This is a genomic window from Mycoplana ramosa, assembly GCF_041930185.1.
Classification (GTDB): domain Bacteria; phylum Pseudomonadota; class Alphaproteobacteria; order Rhizobiales; family Rhizobiaceae; genus Mycoplana; species Mycoplana ramosa.
This window is the reverse complement of sequence record NZ_JBHEEW010000010.1, coordinates 162705-185785: the sequence shown is the minus strand read 5'-3', so window position 1 is coordinate 185785 and position 23081 is coordinate 162705. Positions and strand designations below refer to the sequence as shown.

Genomic DNA, 23081 nt, shown 5'->3' with positions numbered 1-23081 from the left:
CGGCGCTAGGCCAGTCCAAAGATCATTCCGTAAAGAACGCGAGGACCACGCGCGAAACGCCGAGAGCTCGCAAACTGGCGCTTCGGCATAGTACCACTTACGGCTCCCGATCTTTCAACCCAAGTTCTGTCCGTCAGCCAAGGGAATGACGCCAGCGTCTAACGGACTGTTCGCCTCAGGGGGCGGCTCGCCGTAGCCCGCGGCAATATCATAGTGAACGAGTTCGTCGGGCTTATTCAGGACGAACTGGTTGTCGGCGACGATATAGTTGTTGGCATGCAGGCGGGCGATGGGCTGATACACTTCCGGAAGGACGTAGCGGCCGCATGCATCGAGACACTCGTCGCGGACATACATCTGCACGACTTCGCCGATGACTATGGTCCGCCGGCCGTAATCGAGGATTTGCGACACGTGACATTCCATGGCGCAGGGCGATTCCCGAATGCGCGGCGGTGTCACCTTGACGGACGGCACGCTGGTAAGCCCGGAGGCTTCGATCTCGTCGACGTTGCTGGGGAAGTTGATACCCGTAACGATCATCTCCTTGGCGATCGCCATGTCCACCATGTGAACGACAAACTCGCCCGACCGCCGTATGTTGGCTACCGTATCCTTCAGCGCGCCATCCGGGCGCGTCTGCATGCCAAGGATCAAAAGTGCGGGATCGTGCGAGAACACATTGAAGAAGCTCATGGGCGCAGCGTTCTTGCAGCCGTGCTCGTCGACGGTGGTGACGAGTGCAATCGGCCGGGGTCCGACGAAGCTGCAAAGCAATCGGTAGCGATCCTTTTCAGGCAGTTCGGCAAAGTCGAATTCCATGATTAACTCCGTACAGATGTTGCGGGCCCGGCGAGGCTTTGGCTGTTGTGGAGTCGCAGGCTGGTGGGGGCGTAGTCCGAAAGCTTCCCGGCATATGCTTTCGGTAACGGGAAAGCTAGGTCTCCAACCTTCGACGTGCGAAGGCCCATGCCGACAAGCGCCTCAGCGAATTTGACCGCGGCGGCGACGCAGTCGATGACGGGAACACCCAGCCGTTGTTGCAAACGCGCTGCGAGGCTCGCCATGCCCGCGCAGCCAAGCACGATCGCTCCAGCGTGATCCTCCATGAGGGCCTTCTCACACTCCGCCAATATTGCGGCATCGGCGTTCGAGCCCGGCTTTTCGAGGTCGAGTACGGGCACGTCGGTGGCGCGCACGCGCCGGCAGTGGTTTTGCATCCCGTAACTGCGGACGAGGTGCTCGGATATGATCCGGGTACGCTCGAGGGTCGTTACGATCGAGAAACTGGTCGCCACGAACGTGGCGGCATGCATAGCAGATTCGGCAATGCCCAGGACCGGTGAAGTTGTGATTTCGCGGGCGGCGAGCAGGCCCGGATCGCCGAAGCAGCCGATGATGTATGCGTCCGCTGGCTCTCCTCGCACGATCTCGTCGATTACGCCCACGACGCTCAAGGCCTCGTCGTAGTGCCCCTCTATCGAAGCGGGTCCCGAGCGGGATGTCGCCAGGACAATTTCGCTTCCAGTAGCCGCAACCGTGCGAGCAGCGCCACCCATAAGCTCCGTCATGGATGAGGTGGTGTTCGGATTTATCAGTTTGATCAGCATTCAGCTCCTCCAGTTGTGTACAATATATATTAATGTTGTCGATCGGAATCTGTATGCGGATTTGGCGTCGGCCCGGCGTCCATGGATTTGCGTTCGCTCGTGCCTGACGTGTTGCGTGCGGGGGCAATCGGCATTCCTAGTGCTTCGCAGCCTCCCTCCGGCGTCCTGCCCGACCCCTGTGTGCGATTCTGTCTGCGTAACAGAAAGCAATATTGACTATTAATCGTATACATGAAACGATCTTTATGTCTAGACAACATGGCGAGGAGGCCATTGTTTAGGACGGCGTGGAGTGCGCCAAAGAGGAGGAGAAACAGATGTCAGTGAAAAGACGTACGTTCCTACAAGGGGCGGCCGGAGCCGTCGGCTTGGCGATGGCGCAGGCCGCATTGTCGAAGCTCGCCTATGCGCAGGGTGCCGCAGGTACTTTGCGAATTGCGATTGCCAAACCTGCGGGCAACCTGGATCCGCAGAGCCACTATGCGATCTGGGCGATCCAGGACCTGATGTTCGAGCCGCTGGTGAAGTACGGAAAGGGTGGCCAGATCGAGCCCTGCCTGGCGACCGACTGGACGATCGAAGACGGCGGCAAGACCCTTCATCTCACGCTCCGCCAAGGCGTGAAATTCCAGGACGGCACCGTTTTCGATGCCGCCTCATGCCGGTGGAATCTCGAGCGCTGGATGGGCAGGGATCAGTTCAGCTGGATGAACTGTTCGAAGTACTTCGAATCCTTGGACGTGGTCGACGACTATCACATTACCCTGCATTTCAAGGAGCCGGTCCTCGCCCTGATGCAGGAGCTCTCCTACACACGGCCGCCGCGCTTCCTGAGCCCCAAGTCCGTCGACGCCGACGGCAAGTTCGTCCAGCCGGTCGGCACCGGACCATGGCGTCAGATCAGTGCCGACGACACGCAGAGCGTCTTCGAGCACTACGACGAGTACTGGGGTGACAAGCCGACCTATGAGCGGCTCGAGGCGAAGGTCGTTCCGGACCCTCGGTCACGTGTCGCGGCACTCCGCACCGGCGAAATTGACCTCGTTGGCGGGTTCTGGATCGCACCGCTTACCCCGGAGGAGGGCAAACAGCTCGAAGCGGCCGGCTTCAATGTCGTCGTCGACCCTGGCAACGTGACGCTCGTGATGGCCTTCAACCCCGACCGCGCGGAGGCGCTGAAGGACCAGCAGGTCCGCAAAGCGATCAGCATCGGGGTCGACCGTGCCGCCATTTCCCAGGCGCTCTACCACGGCTATGCGAAGCCTGCGGGATCGCTCTTCTCTAGCGCGCTGCCCTACGCCGGCACGCAGCACGATGCCCCCGTTCGGGACGTGGCTGAGGCATCGGCGCTGTTGGAAAAGGCGGGCTGGACGGGCAGTCCCATCCGCTCCAAGGACGGCAAGCCGCTCACCCTGGAGATGGTCGTCAGCCCCGATGCAGTGCCTGGTTCGCGCGTGATCGCCGAGGTGATCCAGTCGGAAATGAAGGAGATCGGCATCGACCTGATCGTCCGTTCAGTCGACCACGCCTCGAAGCACACCGACATGCTGGAGGGGAAGTACGATCTTGGCTTCTTCCTGACCTATGGCGCTCCTTATGATCCTTTCGGATCAGTCGTGGCGCTCTGTTTGTCGACCTTCAAGAACGACGTCGAAGGCAAGCTGGTGACAGACCCGGTCAACCTCGACCCGCTGATCAACGCGGCGACCGATGCGACAGGCGATCAAATCGAGCCGGCGATCCAGAAGGTCTATGACTGGCTGTATGACAACGACGCGATCGCGCCGCTTGTTTACGTCCCCAGCATTTGGGCGCATTCGAAGCGGGTCCAGGGCTTCACCAGCCCGGTCACCGAGTACGACATGCCGTACGAAAACATCGTGCTGGCTGAGTAGCGGGAGGCTGCCTTGATCCACTTCATCAGCAAGCGGCTGAAGCATTCCCTGGTCCTGTTGTTTCTCGCTTCCTTGGTCTGCTTCACGCTCGTGGTTTCGGCCCCGGGCAATGTTGCCGTCCTGATCGCCGAACTTCGCGGCGCGGTTGCGGTCCCGGGGTACGTCGAGCAAGTCGCCGAAGAAATCGGACTGAACAAGCCACTGCTGATGCGCTACGTGGATTGGCTTGGCGATGCAGTCCGCGGCGATTTCGGCATCTCCTACAGGACAGGCCAGGAGGTCAGCGCCGACCTGCCAAAGCGGATGTTTGTCACGGGCACCCTGATCGCCGGCAGCGCGGTGATTGCGACGCTGCTCAGCCTGGCGCTCGGCCTCCTGGGCGCTTTGTGGCCTTACAAGCTGCCAGACCGCGTTTCGCGCGGTCTGGCCCTCCTCGGCGCGTCGACACCGACATTCTTCGTCGGCGCGCTGCTGATCTACGGCTTCTCTGTCACCTTCCAACTCTTCCCGTCCTTCGGCTTCAATGGGCCGCAGAGCTGGGTACTTCCGTGGCTCAGCGCCGTGGCTCTGCCTGCAGCAGTGCTCAGCCGTGTGGTACGCGTAGGCTTGGAAGAGGCCATGGCCAGTCCCTACGTGCTGACAGCCAAAAGTAAGGGGCTTGGACGGATAACAATCCTGTTCCGAGAAGCGCTGCCAAACATTACTCCGGTCTTCATCAACGCGCTCGGCACCCAGGTAGGACTGATGACAGCAACAGCAATCATCGTTGAGCCACTGTTCGCCTGGCAGGGCGTTGGCGACTACTTCCTGGCGGGCGTGCGTTTCCGCGACTTCATGGTCGTGCAGGCGTGCCTGCTGATCTTCCTCACCTTCTTCATCGTGGTGAACCTGATCGTCGATCTGGCGGTCCTGATGACCGACCCTCGCATCCGGCGGCAGTGGAGCTGATCATGAACAAACTCAAGCCAATACTTGGCCAACTGAACAAGATGCCTCGGGTGGCACTGATCGTCATCGGCCTGTTCGTTGCCCTGGGGACCTTTGCACCGTGGCTCGCTCCGCAGGACCCCACTGCGCAAAACCTGCTGGCGGCCAGCCAGGGGCCGAGCGCGGCTCACTGGCTCGGCACCGATCACCTCGGACGCGATACCCTCAGCCGGTTAATCCTTGCCGCGAACACCTCATTGGTCAGCGTCGGCCTGGTGCTGATCAGCGCGATGACGATCGGCATCCTGATGGGGACGATCGCTGGTTATCACCGCGGCTGGGTCGATGACCTTCTGATGCGCGTGGTTGATGTCGGTCTGTCCATCCCAAGCCTAATCACGGCTCTTGCTGTTATCGGCATCGTCGGACCTGGCTACTGGACGATGGTGCTGGCGCTTTCGCTCGCTTGGTGGCCGATGAGTGGTCGTATCAGCCGTGCGGTCGCAGTCAGCATTATGAGCAAGCCGCATATCGAAGCACTGCGTGTTCTGGGTGCCAGCCCCTGGCGCATCTACTTTGGCCATCTGCTGCCCGGCACCATCGGTGCGGTCATGGTCTATGCGACCGCGGACGCGGGCATGGCCGCCATCGCCGTGGCAACGCTCAGCTTCCTGGGCCTGGGTATTCAGCCACCGATGCCGGAATGGGGGCAGATGCTGGTCGACGCACTGCCTTACCTTGAAACCGACCCACGCCAAGTCATCCTGCCAGGCTTGGCACTGACGGCTGCGGTCATTGGCTTCAATACCCTCGGTGAAGCCATGGCGCTCAATCGCGTCCCAAAACCACTGACGCGGCGAATGCTCGCCATGCGGCGGCTCGAAGTCGCGGGCTGGACCAAGGAGAACGTCGATGCATGATGAAGCACTGCTGAGTGTCAGCAATCTGACCGTCGATCTCCTCACCGCAAAGTCTGCCGTTCGTCCCGTCGACGGGGTTAGTTATTCCGTTCGGGAGGGAGAATGCCTCGCAATTGTCGGCGAAAGCGGCAGCGGCAAGACCGTCATGAACTTCGCGCCGCTTGGGCTGATGCCGACCGGCGTCACTACAGGGCTGTCCGGATCGGTTCGCTTTGACGGACGCGAATTGATCGGCCTGCCCGAAACAGAGCTCCGGCATGTCCGGGGTAACTCCATCGGGTTCATTTTCCAGGACCCGATGAGCGCGCTGAATCCCGTGCGGCGGGTCGGAAGGCAAATCGCCGAAATGGCGGAACTCCATCTTAACATGACGGCGCGCGCAGCGGAGGCGCGGGCGCTCGAGCTCGTGAAGCTCGTCGGAATTTCTGATCCGGTCGCGCGGCTACGCCAGTATCCGCACGAGCTCTCAGGCGGTCTAAGGCAACGCATCGTCATTGCTATCGCTCTGGCGGGTGAGCCCAAGCTTCTCATAGCTGACGAACCGACGACGGCCCTGGACGTCACCGTTCAAGCTCAGATACTGCGCCTGCTGAAGGACCTGCAGCGTCGACTCAACATGGCCATGGTGCTGATCACCCACGATATGGGGGTGGTCGCCGGTGCCGCGGACAACATCGTGGTCATGTATGCCGCCCGCGCCGCGGAACGGGGGCCGGTCGACAGGGTCCTGGTCGCCCCCCGCCATCCGTACACCAAGGGGCTTATCAACGCGATCCCGCGGCGAGCGGACCCAATCGGCTCGGAGTTCCGGGGACTTCCCGGCATTCCGCCGACGCTGGGCGCACCCATCGGGGGCTGCGCATTCGCGCCGCGCTGTGAACTCGCCGTCCCGGCTTGCACGGCAAGCCGTCCTCCACTGGTGCAGTCGGCCGACAATTCGGTCGTAGTCGCCTGTACGGTCGTCAATCAAGGAAGGACAGCAGCATGATGCACGGGCCTGTTCTAAAAGTCGAAAACCTGCAGACCCGGTTCAAGAGCGTTCAGCGGGGCAAGTTCGTCCACGCCGTCGACGATGTGTCGATCGAACTGTATCCGGGCGAATTCGTTGGTCTCGTCGGCGAGTCGGGCTGCGGGAAGTCTACGCTCGGCCGCACCATCGTCGGCCTGGAGAGGGCCAGTGCGGGGCGGGTCCTGCTCGACGGCGTTGACCTCAGAACGCTGTCCGGCTCAGCTCTGCGTGACAGCCGCCGGGCGCTTCAGTACGTGTTCCAGGACCCGTATTCGTCCCTGAACGACCGCCAGACGGTCGGGGAGGCCATCGACGAAGCCCTGCTGATCAGTGGGGTCAAGTCACCAGCCGATCGAAGCCGCCGGACCAAGCAACTCCTGGACCAGGTAGGACTGGCAGAAGCCGTCAAGGAGCGCCACACGCGTGAACTCTCGGGCGGCCAACGCCAGCGCGTCGCAATCGCTCGCTCCCTTGCCGTCAATCCACGCGTGTTGATCTGCGACGAACCGGTTAGCGCGCTCGATCTGTCGATCCGGGCTCAGGTGATGAATCTGTTCCTGCGGCTACAGAAGGACCTGGGCGTTGCCTGCCTGTTCATTGCCCATGACCTTGAGCTGGTCAGGCAAGCCGCGTCGCGCGTGTATGTCATGTATCTCGGCAAAATCGTGGAGCATGGACCGTCTCAGGAACTCTATGACCATCCGAGTCATCCGTATTCGCAGATGCTGCTAGCCTCGGTTCCCGAGGCAGACCCCATCCGCGAACGGCAGCGCAAGGCACCGCTGATGATTGGAGAGGTGCCGAGCCCTACCAACCCGCCGTCCGGCTGCAGGTTCCGGACGCGCTGTCCGATGGCGGTGGATGACTGCAAGCAACAGGTGCCACGAGCCTTCAAACTGTCCCCTGGACATGATGCAGCGTGCGTGTTCGCTAAGGACCTGCATCGCGGGAAGCGGTCGGCTCTACGAGAGGCGGAGGCGCATGCAGAGCGTGTTGGGACCCTTGTTCTTTCCTGACCAGGCCCCACGAAGCCATCCGCTGTGCCCCAAGTACGGCGCTGCTCGGGCAGAGCAGCGCCGTGGCGGGCCCCTTGGCGAGCACCGGATGGCTGCCTAACATCTCAGAGGGCTTGCGGCGAGATTGTCGGCCCTTTGGGCCGATTGGGCGCGGTACTTGTGCTGCGCTTCTCGACCGGCATGGCGATCACTGTGGTCGCAGTCGGAGCGGTCGCAGCTTCAGTGTGGCGCTGGCGAAAGTCATATTACCTGTGTCACAGTCCGCCCCGGCATAGGGTCACGCGAATTCGATCGCTCGTAACCACATTCGTCTTCCACGTTAAGAAAGCACACGCGCTCCACCTTCGGTTGCGGCCTGCATCTCAGTGCTGCGCTTGTGGCCTGCCAACAATCCAGACGTTCTGACGCATACCCACGGCGATCTTCCGCACGATCACGAGCATCTTGCCGATGCCGTGTGACTGTGGGGAGGATGAAATTCGCATGGTTATGTCATCGATGACAGACACCCAGTTTGGCCAAAGACATGATGCCGAGCTTCGGGGGCAAGCTCCGAGTCTGTGGGGTTTACAGACGCTGGGCAGCACGTCTTGGTGCCTGGCATCCCGTGCCAGGCACCTGCGCATGTTCGTGACGTTTCAACGTCGGAGGATGATGGGGAACCAATCCTCACGCAATCTGTCGCCTGGCTTCAATCCATGGCCGGGGAAAGGCGGGGAGGTACGGCCCGGCCGCTCTACATAACGAGCATCATCGCCCAGCAGCCTGAGTGAAAATGCCCGGCGGCGCGTGTGGGTCTGGTTGCCGCGAGCGCCGTGAAGGGTTTTGTAGTTGAAGGCCACCGCGTCGCCCGGCTCCATTTCCCACTCCATGATGGCCATCCCTTCGGCATCGGGGTCGGGCACGGGCATGTAAGCATCAGCATCGGGATAGAAATTGCTTTCTGACAGCCAGCGCGTCGGCAGGACTGGCTTCTCCCACCGATGCGATCCCGCCACGCAACGCAGGGAGGCCTCGCGGACGGGATCGAGCGGGGACCAAAAACTTATCGTCTGCTCACCCTCGACGAAATAATATGGGGAATCTTGATGCCAGGGGGTCGGCTTCGACGTACCCGGTTCTTTGACGAGCACATGTTCGTGAAAGACCTGCACGGTCTTCGACTGCATCAAATCTGCCGCGACCGATGCCGCCGGCGAGGCGCGGATTACTTCTTCGAACTCGGGAATGCGCTGCCAGTTGCAGTAGTCGTCGAAGAAGCGCCCTCCTTCGCCGGCCTTGAGGTTCTCGGCGGCGTATTCTCCCGGTTCGGCCATGTTGGTTTCGACTCCTTGTCGCAACGCCTCTACATGGTCTCGAAACAAGCCTTTGACGAGTACGACCCCGTCGCGCTGATAGCTGTCGATGTGTTCTTGGGTAATGAGTGGGTGAAGCATGGCGGTCTCCTTATTGACGGCAGGAGCATGCCGGGGCCAATTTTTAAGTTCCAATAATATATTGAAAACAGTAATATAGATTCATGTTATATCTTTCCTTGAGGCAGCTGGAATACGTGGTGGCGGTCGCCCGTGCCGGAAGTCTCACCGTTGCTGCCCAGCAAGTGAACGTCTCGCAACCGGCGCTATCGGTAGCCGTTACCCAGGTTGAGGAGCACCTGGAAAAGAAGCTGTTCCATCGCCGCAAGGGCACGCCAGTCACACTTACTGGATTCGGCCGCCTCTTCATGGCAGATGCGGAAGCTCTTCTGGCCGATGCGGCACGCCTCGAAAGTCCCGGGGGGCTCTGTCAGCGGCGACTGGAGCGTATCGTGTTGGGCGTTTTCGATGATCTTTCCCCAGGTTATCTCGCCCCTTTGTTAAGGTTGCTGCGAACACGGTTTCCGGAGATTGAGGTCAAGACGAGGGTCGCCACCTTCGAGGGCCTGGCCGAGGCCGTTCGGTCCGGCGACATCGACTTGGCTTTGACCTACGACTTGGGACTCGACGCAAGTTTTCACCGTGCTCTCTATGCGCAGGTATCACCGCAGGCTTGGCTTCATCCGGACGACCCGTTGGCAATGCGAGAGGAGGTCACCCTTGCCGATCTCGCCGACCGCCCCCTGATCCTGTCTGATCAGGGATTGTCGATCCGCCACATGCTCGGTCTTTTCCGGCCACTTGGCGTGATACCTCTTGTTGCACACCGAGCGGCCTCCACCGAGGTATTGCGCAGCCTGTCGGCGAATGGTGAGGGCGTAGGCATTAGCTACACCTGCCCCGTGGGCAAGACCAGCTACGACGGCAAGCCGCTTGTCCGCGTACCAATCGCCGACGTCCAGGCCCGGGAACCAATTGTGCTGGCCTACTGCGGTGAGCAGCCAGCACCGCTGCCAGAAATTCGTACCGCAATCCTCGAAATGGCCAATGTGACTTGAGAAAGGGATCGGTGGACTTTCTTTCAGACACTCATTAGAGCCGATCGCACGCTCCCTCGCGGCCATTGGAAAACTCCTTCTCAACGAACGAGGTAAACAGCCTTCTGGACCGCACCGGGTTTGCCGGAGGCTCCGACTTTTGAGAAAGTGGAGCCGATATGATCGAGACAACCAACAAATTTTCACCGGAAGTCCGCGCCCGAGCCGTGCGGATGGGTTTGGATCACCAACGCGAATATTCCTCGCGATGGGCAGCGGCTTCCTCGATCGCCGCCAAGATCAGCTGCTCGGCGCAGACGCTCAATGAATGGGTGAAGAAGGCGGAAGTGGACGATGGTTCCCGGCCCGACGTGGCCGAGAAGATGAAGGCACTGGAGCGGGAGAACCGCGAGCTTCGGCAGGCCAACGAGAAACTGCGCAAGGCGTCTGCTTATTTTGCGATGGCGGAGCTCGACCGCCCATTGAAGCGATGATCTCCTTCATCGACGAACACCGGTCGGTGTTCGGGGTCGAGCCGATCCCCAGACTGCTGCCGATTGCCCCCTCAACCTACTACGATAACGTTGCCAAGCGCCTGGACGTGGACCGGTTGTCGGTTCGCGCCCGCAGCGACATTGCATTGGAGATCGAGATACGCCGTGTGTTCGAGGCGAACTTCCGCGTCTACGGCGTTCGCCCGGCTCATGCGGTCGATGGGACCTCAGCCCTGAGCCAGGCGGCGACCGATGTGGTCACCAGTGGCAAGTTCAAAGTATTGCAGAGAGCCCGTGCGAATATGGTTTTGCCGACACCCGGGGGGCCTGTGAGAAGCGCGCAAGGGATGAGCTCCTCCCACGTCAGCTCCTTCTTCAGCCATCGGGGCAAATCGGACCTCAGGTCGTCAGCCCATTCCTGAATTTCGGGTCCGTAGCCTGCAAGATCTTCAACCCTTAGAGCGCCTGTTGCTGCGTCCCCTTTCGCAGGAGAGACTACATCGAAGCCCGTCGCGTCCCGAGAGTCGGTTGGTCGCTTCGTCCGCGATCCGCCTCTATTAGATTTTGACGCGCCCTTACCGTTTGCGCCTCGCGGCGCGTTGTAATTTCGTAGCCATTTATCCGGGCCGCAGCCCCCGGGAGAATAAGGCCACGATCGAACAGGTCGATAAAGATGTCCTCAAAGCCCGCAACGGCGCATGTGATGGAAACGACCGTCCCGAAACGTTTTAGCTCTCCGAGAATATCCTCCAGCGAAAGGCCGCTACGCTTGATTGCGTCACATAACAAAAACAGCGTGGCAATTTCGGCGGCATTCGGAGGTGATGCAGACTGCCGAACGAGCCGAATTAATTCCACGGAAGCCACGGTGGCTAGGCAGGCATACAATCATGCGCCTGGAAAATGCTGAGCCTGGAATTGGTATCGAAATTTTGGAGAAAGTCTCGGCTGCATTAGAGCAGGCGGGCATTGAGTTCCTGCCTCCCACAGAAAAATCGGGACCAGGAATTAGGTTTCGAGATAGATCGAATTTTTAAGCTGTTTCGTGACCCGATCTGTGTTTAATCCGTCGGATGGCTGTAGTCCGGGTTTCGGGAGCTAATGGTGAAACGATACCTTCTCGACGCACAGCTTCGTCATGTGATCATTGGATTTGCCGCATAGTCCCTTCAGACGAGGCACGGGGCATAGTCTGAACGGAAGAGGTGATCATGTGCGACGCAGGGGCAACTCCACTTCAATCAGCCAGCCACAGCAATTGCTTCCCTGCAAACGCGAACGCGAATTCGCTGAGCGGAATGGGGTAGCGCCGGTATGCGGCCGTAGATCCATGTGTGCGGCTCGCTGCCGCCGGGATCCAAAAGCGAACTTCAGTTCGACGCAGCTAGAGGAGCGGCATTCAATGCCGCTCCACATGAGGTACGCAACTTAGGCTTCTAAGTACCTAACTTTGGGTATCGCACCACCACCTCTGCCTATAGGGGAAGAAGCCACTCGTAACGCCGCAAGTAGCGCACTTCTCGCAGGTGCCATTCCAGGTCAAAGAAATTTGTCGCCCAGTGCACACGACGGCAGGGCAGTCTCGCTCGGTCGCTTAAGCTGGCTGCGCACATGAACTTCGTCGAAATAAATCAAAACCGCGATGGCGGGCTGGACACTTGGGCTCACCTCTAACGCGGAGAAACTGGTCTCAGGCGCAAACCTCTGCGGCCTTACTAGCGGGCGTCGCTCAATCCGGTTCGCGAAAAGGAATGGTGTCCACGAGAGGATTCGAACGCACGACCCCAAACTTCATACCACTTCGGTTTTCACCGCCCCTCCGCGTTCGCCGTCTGGACTGTCCCTTCACCGTGGGCCTTCTGGCTTGTAGGTGCTACCCATCCAGTCTCTACACCTTCACCGAATTTCTCCGAGCTTGGCTGGGGATTGACATGCTGAGTACCCGCCAGGCAGTGAAGCTTAAGAGCACCCAGGTTGCAGATGCTGCTCTACAGGCCCGCCATTCGGCGGGCCATGGCTTCGCATATGGTCGGCCTGACGGCCGGACATTTTTTTGATATTTGGTCTGAGCTGATCTGCTCGGCCAGTACAAGTAGCGATGGCCGGATCAGCCCAGACATACGGAATGCGCCTCCGGCGCATGCTCTTTTCTTGAGCTATCGCTCAAAGATGCCGAATCAGAACGCAACCGTCGGAATCCGATGATGTCGAATTGACTATTCAAAGTGGTCGGTGACAATAGTTGCTGACTCGATGTTGGTACCTAATGATGAAAAAAAACGATGATGTCGGAAAACCGTTCAACATCGCTTCTTACGCGCTGCTGACGATGATGGTGGCGCAGGCGACGGATCTCCGGCCCGGAGACTTCGTGCATACGCTGGGCGACGCGCATATCTACCATAACCACTTCGACCAGGTGGCGCTGCAATTGGAACGCAAGCCGAGACCGTTGCCCTTCATGAAGCTGAATCCGGCCGTGAAGGACCTGTTTTTGTTCAGCTACGAGGATTTCGAGCTGGTCGGCTATGAGGCCGACCCGAACATCAAGGCGCCGATCGCGGTCTAGCGCCGCCGGCGGTTTCAGGGAGGAAGCCATGCTGACGCTCGTCCACGCGCCCCAATCGCGTTCGTTCCGCATTCTCTGGCTGCTCGAGGAACTTGGAGCCGGCTACGACATCCGCGCCGTGTCGATCCGCCGGCGCGACGGCTCGGGCGGTAACGATCCCAACAATCCGCATCCGCACGGCCAGGTTCCGGCGCTGCTCCACGATGGAGCGGTCGTTACGGAAACGACCGCAATCGCTTTGTATCTGACCGATCTGTTCCCCGGCTGTGCGATGGGGCGCGACGCCGGCACGCACGAGCGTGGGCCGTATCTGTCCTGGCTCGCCTACTATGCCGGGGTCATAGAGCCCGCCGCAATCACCCACATGAACGGTTGGACCAGCGGAAATGCCGAGGCCGCGCGAATTCACAAGGCCATGTGCGACCACGTGATATCGACACTGGAAAGGCAGCCGTACCTGATTGGCGATCGGCCGTGCTCGGTCGATGTCATCCTGTCCAGTTCGTTGATGTGGATGCGCGCGCTCCTGCCGGAGAGCAACGCGGTTGATGACTATGTCGCGCGCATGGCGGCAAGGCCCGCGTTGGCCCGCGCGCAGGCGAAAGACGGAATGGAAGGCAAGTGAATGAATGAACCGAAGATCGTGCTCGTGGTGGCCGCGGCGCTGAACGGCGTGATCGGCCGCGATGGTGATCTGCCGTGGCGATTGCCTTCCGACCTCAAGCGCTTCAAGCAACTGACGATCGGCAAACCGGTCGTGATGGGGCGTCGAACCTACCAGTCTATCGGCAAGCCGCTGCCGGGGCGGCCGAACATCGTCGTCACGCGCGACACCGCTTTCCGCCCGGACGGCGTCATCGTTGCGCGCTCGATCGATGAGGCTCTGGTCTATGCGCGACGCGAGGCGCAGGCGCTCGGCGCCAATGAAATCTGCATCATCGGCGGCGGCGATATCTACCGCCAAACCATCGCGGTGGCGGATCTCGTGCATCTGACGCAGGTGCAGGCGGAGGTCGACGGAGACACCCGCTTCCCGACGGTCGATCCCGCGCTCTTCGAAATCGTGCACGAAGAGGAAATTCCGCAGGGCGACCAAGACAGTCATCGCATGCGGTTTGTCAGCTTCAGACGTCGATCGGCTGCCTGACAGGGTCCTAACCGCCTGTTCACGAACTATTTTGCCGCAATGGTGCCGAAGTTGAGCCATCTCCGTTGAAAGCGGCAGGGGGGATACATATAACGGGGGTCACGCCATGTGACGCTGCGGAACTTCGCGCGCGCATGGCAATGGGAGCGACCAGAGAAAGAGGTATTGATGCCCTGGAGCAATCAGAACGGCGGCGGCCCTTGGGGCGGCGGCGGCGGCAACAATCAGGGACCATGGGGGCAGGGACCGAACCGCCCCCGCGGCAGTGGCGGCCCGCCCGATCTCGAAGAGATCATCCGGCGCGGGCAGGATCAGCTGAAGAACGTGGTCCCCGGTGGCTTCAACGGCGGCATACTTGTCATCGCGGCGCTGCTGATCGGCGTCTTCTGGCTGATGAACGCGATCTACACGGTCCAGCCGGACGAGCGCGGCGTCGAGCTTCGCTTCGGCAAGCCCAAGGAAGAGATTTCCATGCCGGGCCTGCATTTCCATTTCTGGCCGTTTGAGCGGGTGGAGATGGTCACGATTACCGAGCAACAGCAGAATATCGGCCGCAAGGGCGCTTCCGTGAACGCCGACGACAGCGGCCTTATGCTCTCGGGCGACCAGAACATCGTCAATGTTCAGTTTTCGGTGCTCTATTCGGTGACCGATCCACAGGCCTATCTCTTCAACCTGGAGAATCCGTCCGGAACACTGCAGCAGGTCGCCGAGAGCGCGATGCGCGAGGTGGTCGGTCGCAGGCCGGCGCAGGACATCTTCCGTGACAACCGCCAGGCGATCGCCGAGGCGGTAAAGACGACGATCCAGTCGACGATGGATTCCTTTGGCTCGGGTATCTCTGTCAATACCGTTGCCATCGAGGATGCCGCGCCGCCCCGCGAAGTGGCCGACGCCTTTGACGAGGTGCAGCGCGCCGAGCAGGACGAGGACCGCTTCGTCGAAGAGGCCAACCAGTATGCGAACCAGAAGCTCGGTCTCGCCCGCGGTCAGGGCGCACAGATCCGGGAAGAGGCGGCCGCCTACAAGAACCGCGTCGTCAACGAGGCGGAAGGCGAAGCGCAGCGCTTCGTCTCGATCTACGAACAATACAAGCTTGCACCGGACGTGACCCGCAAGCGCCTGTTCCTGGAAACCATGGAGGGTGTCCTGAAGGGCTCCAAGACGGTCGTCATCGACGAAAAGCAGGGTGGGCAGGGTGTTGTCCCGTTCCTGCCGCTCAACGAGCTTGGCAAGACGACGCAGCAACATCAGGCCGGAGGCACACAGTGATGGGTAACCGTTTGTCAGCCATCCTTGTCGGCCTCGCCGTCATCCTCTTCCTGGCCTACTCGTCGGTCTTCGTCGTCAACGCGCGCCAGCAAGCGATCGTCGTTCGGTTCGGCGAAATCCAGTCGGTGAAGACGGAGCCAGGAATCTATTTCAAGCTGCCCTTCGCCTTCATGGACGCCGACAGCGTCCAGTACGTTTCCGACCAGGCGTTGCGTTTTGATCTCGACAACATCCGCGTGCAGGTCTCGGGTGGCAAGTTCTACGAGGTTGATGCCTTCGTGGTCTACCACATCAGCGATGCGCGCAGGTTCCGTGAGGCCGTTTCAGCCGACCGCGATAGCGCCGAAGCGCGTCTGCGCACCCGTCTCGATGCGGCGCTCCGCCGGGTCTATGGTCTGCGCGGTTTCGAGGCTGCGCTTTCGGAAGAACGCGCCTCGATGATGCGCGAAGTTCGCAACGAACTGACCCCTGATGCAGAAAACCTCGGCCTGACGATCACAGACGTTCGCATTCGCCGCACCGACCTGACGCAGGAAGTCTCCCAGCAGACCTTCGAGCGCATGAAGGCGGAGCGCCTTGCGGAAGCCGAACTGATCCGTGCCCGAGGCAACGAGCAGGGCCAGCGCCGCCGGGCGATCGCCGACCGCCAGGTCGTCGAGATCGTCGCCGAAGCCCGCCGGGAATCGGAAATCATCCGCGGTCAGGGTGATGCCGAGCGCAACCGGGTGTTCGGCGAGGCCTTTTCGAAGGATCCGGACTTCTTTGCCTTCTATCGCTCGATGGCGGCCTATCGCCAAAGCCTCGGGGTGTCGGACACGACGCTCGTGTTGTCACCGGATTCCGAGTTCTTCCGCTATTTCGGAAGCCTGACCGGTGAGAAGCCGTCGGCCGCGCCGCCGACAGGAAACTGAGTTCGCTTGAATGGCGGATTTCCTGACGGGAATTGCATTCTTTCTCGTGATCGAGGGGCTGGTGTACGCACTGGCCCCTTCGTCTTTGAAGCGGATGGCCGCGCTGCTGCCAGGCATTCCGGACGCGCAGCTCCGGTTCTTTGGTCTCGCCTCGGTGGCCGCCGGCGTCGGGCTGGTCTGGATGATCCGGGGATAGCGGCTGCAGGCGCGATCGGCGGAGATTTCGGCTCTTGCCGGAGGCGGGATGAAGAGGCAACAGTGACCATGCCGGTCAGGATGGCGTTCCGGCCGCCGATCCGGCATCCCAAATTCCGCCGCATCCGTGGCGAAGATGGTTTATAAAGAAATCAAGAGGACAGCGCAGATGGTAGCGAGCATCAGGTCACGACAAATCGGCGTGCGGGCGCTAGCGACGGGGCTTTCGATGCTCGTCGCGGGCACGGGTCTTGCGCCCGTGCGGGCGTATGCTCAGGCGCAGGCCGATATTCAGGTTCAGGGTGCCCAAATTCCGCTCCAGGCGCCGGAAGGACCGCAATCGGTTGCGGACCTGGCGGAGAAGCTGCTTGACGCCGTCGTCAACATTTCAACCTCGCAGAACGTGAAGGAAGAAGACCAGGCACCGATGCCGGAAGTGCCGGAGGGATCGCCGTTCCAGGACTTCTTCGACGAGTTCTTCAAGGGCCAGGAAGGAGAGGGCGGACCGCGCACCGTCAATTCGCTCGGGTCCGGCTTCGTCATCGACCCGGCGGGGTTCATCGTCACCAACAACCACGTGATCGAGGGCGCGGACGATATCGAGGTCAATTTCGCCGACGGCAAGAAGCTGAAGGCGAAGCTGGTGGGGGTCGATACCAAGACGGACCTGGCCTTGCTCAAGGTCGAACCGACGACGCCGCTCGTGGCCGTTCCCTTCGGCGATTCCCGGAAAATGCGCATCGGTGACTGGGTCATGGCGATCGGCAACCCGTTCGGCCTTGGCGGATCGGTGACGGTTGGCATCATTTCCGCCCGAGGCCGCAACATCAACGCCGGTCCCTATGACAATTTCATCCAGACGGATGCGGCGATCAACCGGGGCAACTCCGGTGGACCGCTCTTCAACATGAAGGGCGAGGTCATCGGCGTCAACACGGCGATCATCTCACCGTCCGGCGGATCGATCGGCATCGGCTTCTCGGTTCCGACGGAACTGGCCGAGAATGTCATCCTGCAGCTGAAGGAATTCGGGGAGACGCGGCGCGGCTGGCTCGGCGTTCGTATTCAGCCGGTGACGGACGACATTGCCGAAAGCCTCGGCATGAAGCAGGCCAAGGGCGCACTGGTCGCCGGCGTGATCAAGGGCGGTCCGGTCGATAACGGCATCATCAAGACCGGCGACGTGATCATCCGCTTCGACGGCAAGGACGTCGATGAGATGCGTGACCTGCCCCGCGTCGTGGCCGAAAGCCCGGTCGGCAAGGCCGTCGATGTCGTGGTTGTCCGTGACGGCCAGGAGGTGAACGTCAAGGTGACCCTTGGGCGCCTCGAGGACGGCGAGAAAATCGCTCAATCGGGCGTGGAAACGACCGAGCCGAACGGTCAGAAAGCTCCGGATCAGACCGCCGAGAAGCAGGCCGCTCCCGTCGTGCTCGGGATGACGCTGAGCCCGCTGGACGAGGCAACGCGCAAGTCCTACGGCGTTGCGGACACGGTGAAGGGAGTGGCAATCACTGCGGTCGATCCGAATTCGGCGGCTGCCGAACGACAGATTCAGCCCGGTGACGTGATCGTCGAGATCGGGCAGGAGGCGGTGAGCACGCCCGAGGATGTCACCAAGCGCATCGCGGCGCTCAAGTCTCAGGATCGGCGCAACGCCCTTCTGATGATTGCCGACAAGACCGGAGCGCTGCGCTTCGTTACGGTTCGGGTCGAGTGATCGTCTATTGATATCAAGTGGTTCTGAGTGAAGGCGGTGAAGGTGATTCACCGCCTTCATGATTTGATTCAGGTGAGCCGGTCGGTGCGCAACGGTCGTTCGCTTGGCCTACGTGCGGATGGCGATCGGCGTCCGCGCACGCCATTCGTCGGCGGTCATCGCATAGAGCACATGGCGGACGAGATGTGGGTGGCTGTCCGGCACGCGCGGATGGTCGAAATCGCGGGATGGATCGGGCTTCATGCCGATGCGAGACATGACCGCAGTCGAACGGGTGTTGCCCGATACGGCGAATGAAACGATTTCTGCGAGCCCCCCTTGCTCAAAGCCGAAGCCGAGCAGGGCGGTCGCAGCCTCGGACACGTAGCCCCGGCCCCAGAAGGGGCGCGCCAGGCGCCAGCCGATCTCGACCGTGCCGTTCGGCAGGAACGGTTCCAGGTCGGTTCGCGCCAGGCCGCAAAAGCCGATCGGCCTGTCGTCATCGCGCAAAGCCACGGCGAAGAAACCGAAGCCGGTCTCATTGATCGTGCGACGGATGCGGTCGAACAGTTCGTCGGATTGCGACCGGCTGCGGCGAAAAGGGAAAAACGCCATGACCTCCGGGTCGGAATTGATCTCGTGGAAGAGATCGCGGTCCGTATCGCCCCAGTTTCGGACCCTCAGGCGCGGCGTTTCGACGATCACGCCGCTCATCTGGCCATCCCCGGTATCACAAAGTCCGATTTGCGATAGCCCTGGATGTAGAGCAGCGCGGTCAGGTCGCCGTGGTCGATCCGCATCCTAGCCTCAGCGGCGACCGCCGGCTTGGCATGCAGCGCCACTCCCGAGCCCGACAGATGCAGCATTCCCAGATCATTCGCGCCGTCGCCGACGGCCATCGCGTCTTTCGTCGAAATTGCGAGGCGTTCGGCGATCTCGATGAGCGCGTCCACCTTTGCCTGCTTGCCAAGGATCGGTTCGGCGACTGCGCCGGTGAGGAGTCCGCCGTCCTCAAGCAGCGTGTTGGCGCGATTCTCATGAAAGCCGAGTCTTTCGGCGATGCGGCTGGTAAAGACGGTGAACCCGCCAGAAACGAGCGCGGTATAGTGACCCTTGGCCTTCATCGTTGCGACCAGTTCCGGACCGCCCGGGGTGAGGGTGATGCGTTTGGCGATGACCTCGTCGACGACCGAGAGCGGCAAGCCCTTCAGAAGCGCCACGCGCTCGCGCAGCGCCGGCTCGAAAGCGATCTCGCCGTTCATGGCCCGTGCGGTGATCTCGGACACGCGCTCCTTCAGGCCGACCTCGGCGGCGAGTTCGTCGATGCATTCCTGGCCGATCATCGTGGAATCCATGTCGGCGATCAGAAGCTTCTTGCGCCGGGCTTCGGCGTCCTGGATCACCAGGTCGATCGGTGCGCCGCCGATGACGGCTCGCAGTCTCTCGCCTGCTGCCGCCGCATCGGTTCCGTCACGCAACGCGATGTCGCAGGCGATGCCGTCGGCGAGCCAGTAAAGGCCCGAGGCGTTGACCGCGTCCGCCGCCCGCTCGCCGATCGATGGCGAGAGAACCGGATTTGACGGATTGGCGATAAGCGTGGCAACGAGAGCCATGATGAGAATTCCTGAAGCTGAGACTGAGGCGATCCTGATAACCGGCCCGACCGCGAGCGGCAAGTCTGCGCTTGCCGTGCGGCTCGCCCAAGCGCATGGCGGCGTGGTGGTCAATGCCGACAGCATGCAGGTCTACGACACGCTGAACCTGCTGACGGCGCGGCCGCAGCCGGATGAGATGGGCGGCATAGAGCACAGGCTGTATGGCCATGTACCGGCGGGGCAAGCCTATTCGAGCGGCGAGTGGCTGCGGCAGGCCGCCGGGGTGACGGCAGAACTGCGGGGCCGTGGCATGCTGCCGGTCTTCGTCGGTGGTACCGGGCTCTATTTCAAGGCGCTGACCGGCGGCCTTTCGGATATGCCACCCGTGCCGGCGGAGGTGCGAAGGGCGCTGCGGGCAAGGCTCGCCGAAGAGGGGCCGGAGGCGCTGCACGATTTGCTGCAGCAGCGTGACCCCGAGGCGGCCGCCGCAATCCGGCCGGCCGATGGCCAGCGCATCGTGCGCGCGCTGGAGATTTTCCAGGTCAGCGGCCGTTCCATCCGCGCGTTCCAGACGGCGGCGGGACCTGCGGTGATCGATCCGGCCCGCGCGAGGAAACTGGTCGTTCTGCCGGAACGGTCGCTGTTGCATCAGCGCATAGACCGACGGTTTGCCGCGATGATGCGGTCGGGGGCGGTGGAAGAGGTGAGGGCGCTTCTCGCGCTCGGCTTGCGGCCGGAAATGCCGGTGATGAAGGCAATCGGGGTACCGCAGATCGCGGCGTACCTGGCGGGAACGATGGGCGAGGCGGAGGTGATCGAACGCGCCGCGGCCGCCACCCGGCAATATGCCAAGCGGCAAATGACCTGGTTCCGCAACCAGATGGACGAAAGCTGGGTGCGGACGGACGGTCTTTCCCTGCCTTGATGGGATGGTCAAAACCGACAGAAGAACAGCGCCGGAAGCCTCGTCTTCCGGAGGCACAGCCGGTTTCGCGCCAACACATGCGGTAGGGCAGCGAACTGGCCGCCGTGAAGGGGCTACTTGCGAAGCAGGCCGCTCAGCGGCTTCTTCAGCAGTTGATCGCGGATCGAGCCTTCCCGGCGGATGTCGGTGTCGGTACTACCGAAAGCAGGACGGGGTGCCGGACCGGCAGTTCCGGTCGGCCGGGCCTCTGCGCGGTTTTCCGCGTTCAGTTCACGCCGCAGCGCTTCGAACCGATCATGCGCCGAAACGGGCGGAGATCCGGAGGGCGGACGAGGCAGCATGTCTGGGCTATAGGGCCGGATTTCGACGGCATCTGCTGATGCAGATCCATCGTCGGGCACGGCATGGTCGGCCTCGGCGTACGGGCCGGACGGTGAGCGGTCGGTTTCAAGCTGCCGGCGACCCGGGAAGCCTTCGGCCGCAAGGTAGGATTCCTGGAAGGCCGAAATATCCGGGCCGGAAGCGGACCGCATCCGGCCGATGATGGACCGCAGATCGACGGACTGGGGATTGTCTTCGCTCGCCTTGACGCTTGCACCATTGGCCTTCGGCAAACGATTTTCCTGGATGCGGGTGAATTTCATCCGCATCGGCACGGATACGGCCTCGCCGAAGGCAATGGCCTCGCCGTTGCCGATCGAGGAGATGAAACTGGTCGTCGACGTTGAGGAATTCGGAATGGCGGAGCGGATGATCTCCTGGTCGGCGTCGTTCGCAAGGCGCATGGCAAACACCGTCGAGCACTGCGACAGGATGGTCGGATCCAGTTCGCCGGGCCGCTGCGTGATGATGCCGAGCGACACGCCATACTTGCGGCCTTCCTTGGCGATGCGCGCGATTGCCTGGCGCGTCGGCAGGAAGCCCAGCGTCGGATCGGCCGGCACGTAGCGGTGCGCTTCCTCGCAAACCACCAGCATATGCACGGCGCCATTGCTCCAGAGGCCGATCTCGAAGGCCATGCGGCAAAGCACCGAGGCGACCGAGTTGACCACTTCCGATGGAATGCCGGCAAGTTGAAAGGTGGTGATCGGCTTGCCCTGGCCCGGAATGCGGAAAATGCGCGCAATCGTGTCCAGGATCGTGTCGGTGATCGTGTTGGTGGAGAACATGAAGTGAAAGCGCGGGTCGTTGATCGCCGACATGATCCTGGCTTTCAGCGAACGCAGATAAGGCTTCTCCGTGCGTCCCTCAAGCTTGCCGATGCGTTCGTCGATCAGCGCCAGGAGATCGGCAAGCCGGTAGGGAACCGGCGTGTCGACGGTGATCGAGCTCTTTTCCTGGCTGCGGCGCATCAGCCCGGGCTCGCTCGCACCGCGAAAGCCTTTCTTGGCCTCGGGGATGAGGTCGCGCAGGACATCCATTTCTTCCGGAACGGGTGGCCGGCCGCGGAAGATCACCTCGGAGAATTCCTCCAGGCGGAACAGCCAGAACGGCAGGTCGAGCGTGTCGGTCTCGATGACGACCGAATGATCGGGAAAGGCGGCTGCGAATTCGTTGTGCGGGTCGAGGATCAAGACGCGCAGTTTCGGGTCTGCCTGGATCGCCTTGTGCAGGAGCAGCGTGACGGCCGTCGACTTGCCGACGCCGGTCGTGCCGACGATCGCGAAATGCTTCGACAGCATCGACGGAATGTGAATCGTCGCGTCGAGGGTGTCGTCCTGCGTCAGCTTGCCGATCACGCAGACGTCATTGAGCCCGGTATCGTAGACCTTCGCCAGGTCCGAGGCGCGTATGCGATGGGCGATGGCGCCCAGATACGGATAGTTGCTTATGCCGCTGGAAAATTCCTCGCGGCCGTCCGGTCCCACGCGAACCTCGCCCAGAAGCTCCACCTCCACCCGGAACACGGTATCCCGGTTTTCGCCCCAGGCCTGCTGGTCGGTGGCCATCGCATAAACAAGCGCGACGATCCGGTTGTCTCCGACGGAAATCGAAATGAGGCGGCCAACGGACCACAGTTCCGTCAACGCGGTCTGGCCGGCCGCCGCGACCGCACTGATCGTCGCGCGCGATCCGCCACAGGCAACCACGCGTCCGAGCAGGCGATTGCCGGGGGCGTCATCATCTCGTCTGTCCTGTTCGCCGGCGACGATCGAGCTGTGAAAATCGGTGTTGCGCAACGCAGGCACTCCTTGCCTTTTGGCGGAGAATAATAGTCGTCGCTTAACAATGCGTTGCGGAGTGTGGCCGGCCGCGGATCGTCGATCAAGGGTTGCCGAACGGGCGCAGCCGCACGAAAGAGCCGAAGGCCGTTGACGGTCTGCGCTTTAGCGGTTATCAATCCGGCCCATGATCTCTATCGTCACAAAGATTCTCGTGGTGGGACGGCGCATGGGCAAGGTGGTGTAACCACCGGGCGAAAGCACCCATGCGCGATAAGCAGGCTCCGAAAGGGGCCTTTTTTTATGCCCGCGATTTCGCTAATCACACTTTCAAAACCGCAAC

20 protein-coding genes, 2 pseudogenes and 1 other annotated feature are annotated in these 23081 nt (G+C 61.5%); of the genes and pseudogenes, 15 read left to right on the top strand and 7 right to left on the bottom strand.

What is annotated here, in order from left to right; all coding sequences use genetic code 11:
* Nucleotides 1-114: 114 nt before the first annotated feature.
* Entirely contained in the window at nt 115-822 is a 708-nt protein-coding gene (locus JNC62_RS14710; protein ID WP_374839758.1) for a flavin reductase family protein, read from the bottom strand.
* A 2-nt stretch (nt 823-824) separates the two neighbouring features.
* Complete coding sequence (locus tag JNC62_RS14705; protein WP_374839757.1) at nt 825-1610, bottom strand: aspartate/glutamate racemase family protein; 786 nt, start codon at nt 1608-1610, stop codon at nt 825-827.
* 317 nt (nt 1611-1927) lie between these two features.
* On the opposite strand from JNC62_RS14705, the gene JNC62_RS14700 reads away from it, so the two are divergent.
* The 5 genes from JNC62_RS14700 to JNC62_RS14680 are packed head-to-tail and all read left to right on the top strand — an operon-like array spanning nt 1928 to nt 7377.
* Entirely contained in the window at nt 1928-3505 is a 1578-nt protein-coding gene (locus JNC62_RS14700) for a nickel ABC transporter substrate-binding protein (protein WP_374839756.1), read from the top strand.
* A 12-nt stretch (nt 3506-3517) separates the two neighbouring features.
* Complete coding sequence (locus tag JNC62_RS14695; RefSeq protein ID WP_374839755.1) at nt 3518-4453, top strand: ABC transporter permease; 936 nt, start codon at nt 3518-3520, stop codon at nt 4451-4453.
* On the top strand, nt 4444-5352 hold the full coding sequence (locus tag JNC62_RS14690) for an ABC transporter permease (RefSeq protein WP_374839754.1): 909 nt from the start codon (nt 4444-4446) through the stop codon (nt 5350-5352). The genes JNC62_RS14695 and JNC62_RS14690 overlap by 10 nt, the downstream gene beginning before the upstream one ends.
* Nucleotides 5345-6340 carry an ABC transporter ATP-binding protein gene (locus JNC62_RS14685; RefSeq protein WP_374839753.1) on the top strand — a complete coding sequence of 332 codons (996 nt, stop codon included), beginning with the start codon at nt 5345-5347 and terminating at the stop codon, nt 6338-6340. Before JNC62_RS14690 ends, JNC62_RS14685 begins: the two co-directional genes overlap by 8 nt.
* A complete protein-coding gene (locus JNC62_RS14680) occupies nt 6337-7377 on the top strand; it encodes an ABC transporter ATP-binding protein (protein ID WP_374839752.1) in 1041 nt (346 codons plus the stop codon). The genes JNC62_RS14685 and JNC62_RS14680 overlap by 4 nt, the downstream gene beginning before the upstream one ends.
* Before the next feature lie 638 nt (nt 7378-8015).
* On the opposite strand, the gene JNC62_RS14675 is transcribed toward JNC62_RS14680, so the two are convergent.
* Nucleotides 8016-8813, bottom strand: coding sequence for a phytanoyl-CoA dioxygenase family protein (locus JNC62_RS14675; RefSeq protein ID WP_374839751.1), 798 nt, complete (start codon nt 8811-8813; stop codon nt 8016-8018).
* A gap of 83 nt (nt 8814-8896) precedes the next feature.
* Here JNC62_RS14675 and JNC62_RS14670 point away from each other — a divergent pair, with 83 nt between their 5' ends.
* Both JNC62_RS14670 and JNC62_RS14665 read left to right on the top strand, forming a co-directional pair.
* On the top strand, nt 8897-9790 hold the full coding sequence (locus tag JNC62_RS14670) for a LysR family transcriptional regulator (protein WP_374839750.1): 894 nt from the start codon (nt 8897-8899) through the stop codon (nt 9788-9790).
* A 158-nt stretch (nt 9791-9948) separates the two neighbouring features.
* A pseudogene (locus JNC62_RS14665) lies at nt 9949-10466 on the top strand (transposase); the annotation flags it as partial.
* Nucleotides 10218-10334, top strand: a sequence feature (AL1L pseudoknot). (Overlaps the previous pseudogene by 117 nt.)
* 5 nt (nt 10467-10471) lie before the next feature.
* On the opposite strand, the gene JNC62_RS14660 reads toward JNC62_RS14665, so the two are convergent.
* Nucleotides 10472-10654 (bottom strand): AAA family ATPase, encoded by a 183-nt coding sequence (locus JNC62_RS14660; protein WP_374839774.1) that lies wholly within the window; start codon nt 10652-10654, stop codon nt 10472-10474.
* Between the two features lie 1896 nt (nt 10655-12550).
* On the opposite strand from JNC62_RS14660, the pseudogene thyA reads away from it, so the two are divergent.
* The 7 genes and pseudogenes from thyA to JNC62_RS14625 all read left to right on the top strand — a co-directional run.
* Nucleotides 12551-12832 (top strand): annotated as a pseudogene (thyA, locus tag JNC62_RS14655) (thymidylate synthase); the annotation flags it as partial.
* A 28-nt stretch (nt 12833-12860) separates the two neighbouring features.
* Complete coding sequence (locus tag JNC62_RS14650; protein WP_374839749.1) at nt 12861-13457, top strand: glutathione S-transferase family protein; 597 nt, start codon at nt 12861-12863, stop codon at nt 13455-13457.
* A complete protein-coding gene (locus tag JNC62_RS14645; protein WP_374839748.1) occupies nt 13458-13979 on the top strand; it encodes a dihydrofolate reductase in 522 nt (173 codons plus the stop codon).
* A 168-nt stretch (nt 13980-14147) separates the two neighbouring features.
* The gene (hflK, locus tag JNC62_RS14640) at nt 14148-15251 is read left to right on the top strand and encodes an FtsH protease activity modulator HflK (protein ID WP_374839747.1); all 1104 of its coding nucleotides are present in this window, start codon (nt 14148-14150) and stop codon (nt 15249-15251) included.
* Entirely contained in the window at nt 15251-16162 is a 912-nt protein-coding gene (gene hflC / locus JNC62_RS14635; protein ID WP_374839746.1) for a protease modulator HflC, read from the top strand. The genes hflK and hflC overlap by 1 nt, the downstream gene beginning before the upstream one ends.
* A gap of 10 nt (nt 16163-16172) precedes the next feature.
* On the top strand, nt 16173-16358 hold the full coding sequence (locus tag JNC62_RS14630) for a DUF2065 domain-containing protein (RefSeq protein WP_374839745.1): 186 nt from the start codon (nt 16173-16175) through the stop codon (nt 16356-16358).
* A 168-nt stretch (nt 16359-16526) separates the two neighbouring features.
* Nucleotides 16527-18077 carry a DegQ family serine endoprotease gene (locus tag JNC62_RS14625; protein ID WP_374839744.1) on the top strand — a complete coding sequence of 517 codons (1551 nt, stop codon included), beginning with the start codon at nt 16527-16529 and terminating at the stop codon, nt 18075-18077.
* Between the two features lie 108 nt (nt 18078-18185).
* Here JNC62_RS14625 and JNC62_RS14620 read toward each other — a convergent pair whose 3' ends face one another.
* Nucleotides 18186-18770, bottom strand: a complete 585-nt coding sequence (locus JNC62_RS14620; RefSeq protein ID WP_374839743.1) for a GNAT family N-acetyltransferase — start codon at nt 18768-18770, stop codon at nt 18186-18188.
* Nucleotides 18767-19669, bottom strand: a complete 903-nt coding sequence (gene serB / locus JNC62_RS14615; RefSeq protein ID WP_374839742.1) for a phosphoserine phosphatase SerB — start codon at nt 19667-19669, stop codon at nt 18767-18769. The genes JNC62_RS14620 and serB overlap by 4 nt, the downstream gene beginning before the upstream one ends.
* On the opposite strand from serB, the gene miaA reads away from it, so the two are divergent.
* Nucleotides 19668-20576 (top strand): tRNA (adenosine(37)-N6)-dimethylallyltransferase MiaA, encoded by a 909-nt coding sequence (gene miaA, locus JNC62_RS14610; RefSeq protein ID WP_374839741.1) that lies wholly within the window; start codon nt 19668-19670, stop codon nt 20574-20576. The genes serB and miaA overlap by 2 nt on opposite strands.
* Before the next feature lie 113 nt (nt 20577-20689).
* Here the strand turns inward: miaA and JNC62_RS14605 are convergent, their stop codons facing one another.
* On the bottom strand, nt 20690-22756 hold the full coding sequence (locus JNC62_RS14605; protein WP_374839740.1) for an ATP-binding protein: 2067 nt from the start codon (nt 22754-22756) through the stop codon (nt 20690-20692).
* Between the last annotated feature and the right edge of the window lie 325 nt (nt 22757-23081).

Excerpts from the sequence above, each read along its gene's own strand:
- JNC62_RS14710 (WP_374839758.1), bottom strand. The coding sequence starts at position 822 with ATGGAATTCGACTTTGCCGAACTGCCTGAAAAGGATCGCTACCGATTG.
- JNC62_RS14705 (WP_374839757.1), bottom strand. The coding sequence starts at position 1,610 with ATGCTGATCAAACTGATAAATCCGAACACCACCTCATCCATGACGGAG.
- JNC62_RS14700 (WP_374839756.1), top strand. The coding sequence starts at position 1,928 with ATGTCAGTGAAAAGACGTACGTTCCTACAAGGGGCGGCCGGAGCCGTC.
- JNC62_RS14685 (WP_374839753.1), top strand. The coding sequence starts at position 5,345 with ATGCATGATGAAGCACTGCTGAGTGTCAGCAATCTGACCGTCGATCTC.
- JNC62_RS14680 (WP_374839752.1), top strand. The coding sequence starts at position 6,337 with ATGATGCACGGGCCTGTTCTAAAAGTCGAAAACCTGCAGACCCGGTTC.
- JNC62_RS14675 (WP_374839751.1), bottom strand. The coding sequence starts at position 8,813 with ATGCTTCACCCACTCATTACCCAAGAACACATCGACAGCTATCAGCGC.
- JNC62_RS14670 (WP_374839750.1), top strand. The coding sequence starts at position 8,897 with ATGTTATATCTTTCCTTGAGGCAGCTGGAATACGTGGTGGCGGTCGCC.
- JNC62_RS14650 (WP_374839749.1), top strand. The coding sequence starts at position 12,861 with ATGCTGACGCTCGTCCACGCGCCCCAATCGCGTTCGTTCCGCATTCTC.
- JNC62_RS14645 (WP_374839748.1), top strand. The coding sequence starts at position 13,458 with ATGAATGAACCGAAGATCGTGCTCGTGGTGGCCGCGGCGCTGAACGGC.
- hflK (WP_374839747.1), top strand. The coding sequence starts at position 14,148 with ATGCCCTGGAGCAATCAGAACGGCGGCGGCCCTTGGGGCGGCGGCGGC.
- hflC (WP_374839746.1), top strand. The coding sequence starts at position 15,251 with ATGGGTAACCGTTTGTCAGCCATCCTTGTCGGCCTCGCCGTCATCCTC.
- JNC62_RS14630 (WP_374839745.1), top strand. The coding sequence starts at position 16,173 with ATGGCGGATTTCCTGACGGGAATTGCATTCTTTCTCGTGATCGAGGGG.
- JNC62_RS14625 (WP_374839744.1), top strand. The coding sequence starts at position 16,527 with ATGGTAGCGAGCATCAGGTCACGACAAATCGGCGTGCGGGCGCTAGCG.
- JNC62_RS14620 (WP_374839743.1), bottom strand. The coding sequence starts at position 18,770 with ATGAGCGGCGTGATCGTCGAAACGCCGCGCCTGAGGGTCCGAAACTGG.
- miaA (WP_374839741.1), top strand. The coding sequence starts at position 19,668 with ATGATGAGAATTCCTGAAGCTGAGACTGAGGCGATCCTGATAACCGGC.
- serB (WP_374839742.1), bottom strand. The coding sequence starts at position 19,669 with ATGGCTCTCGTTGCCACGCTTATCGCCAATCCGTCAAATCCGGTTCTC.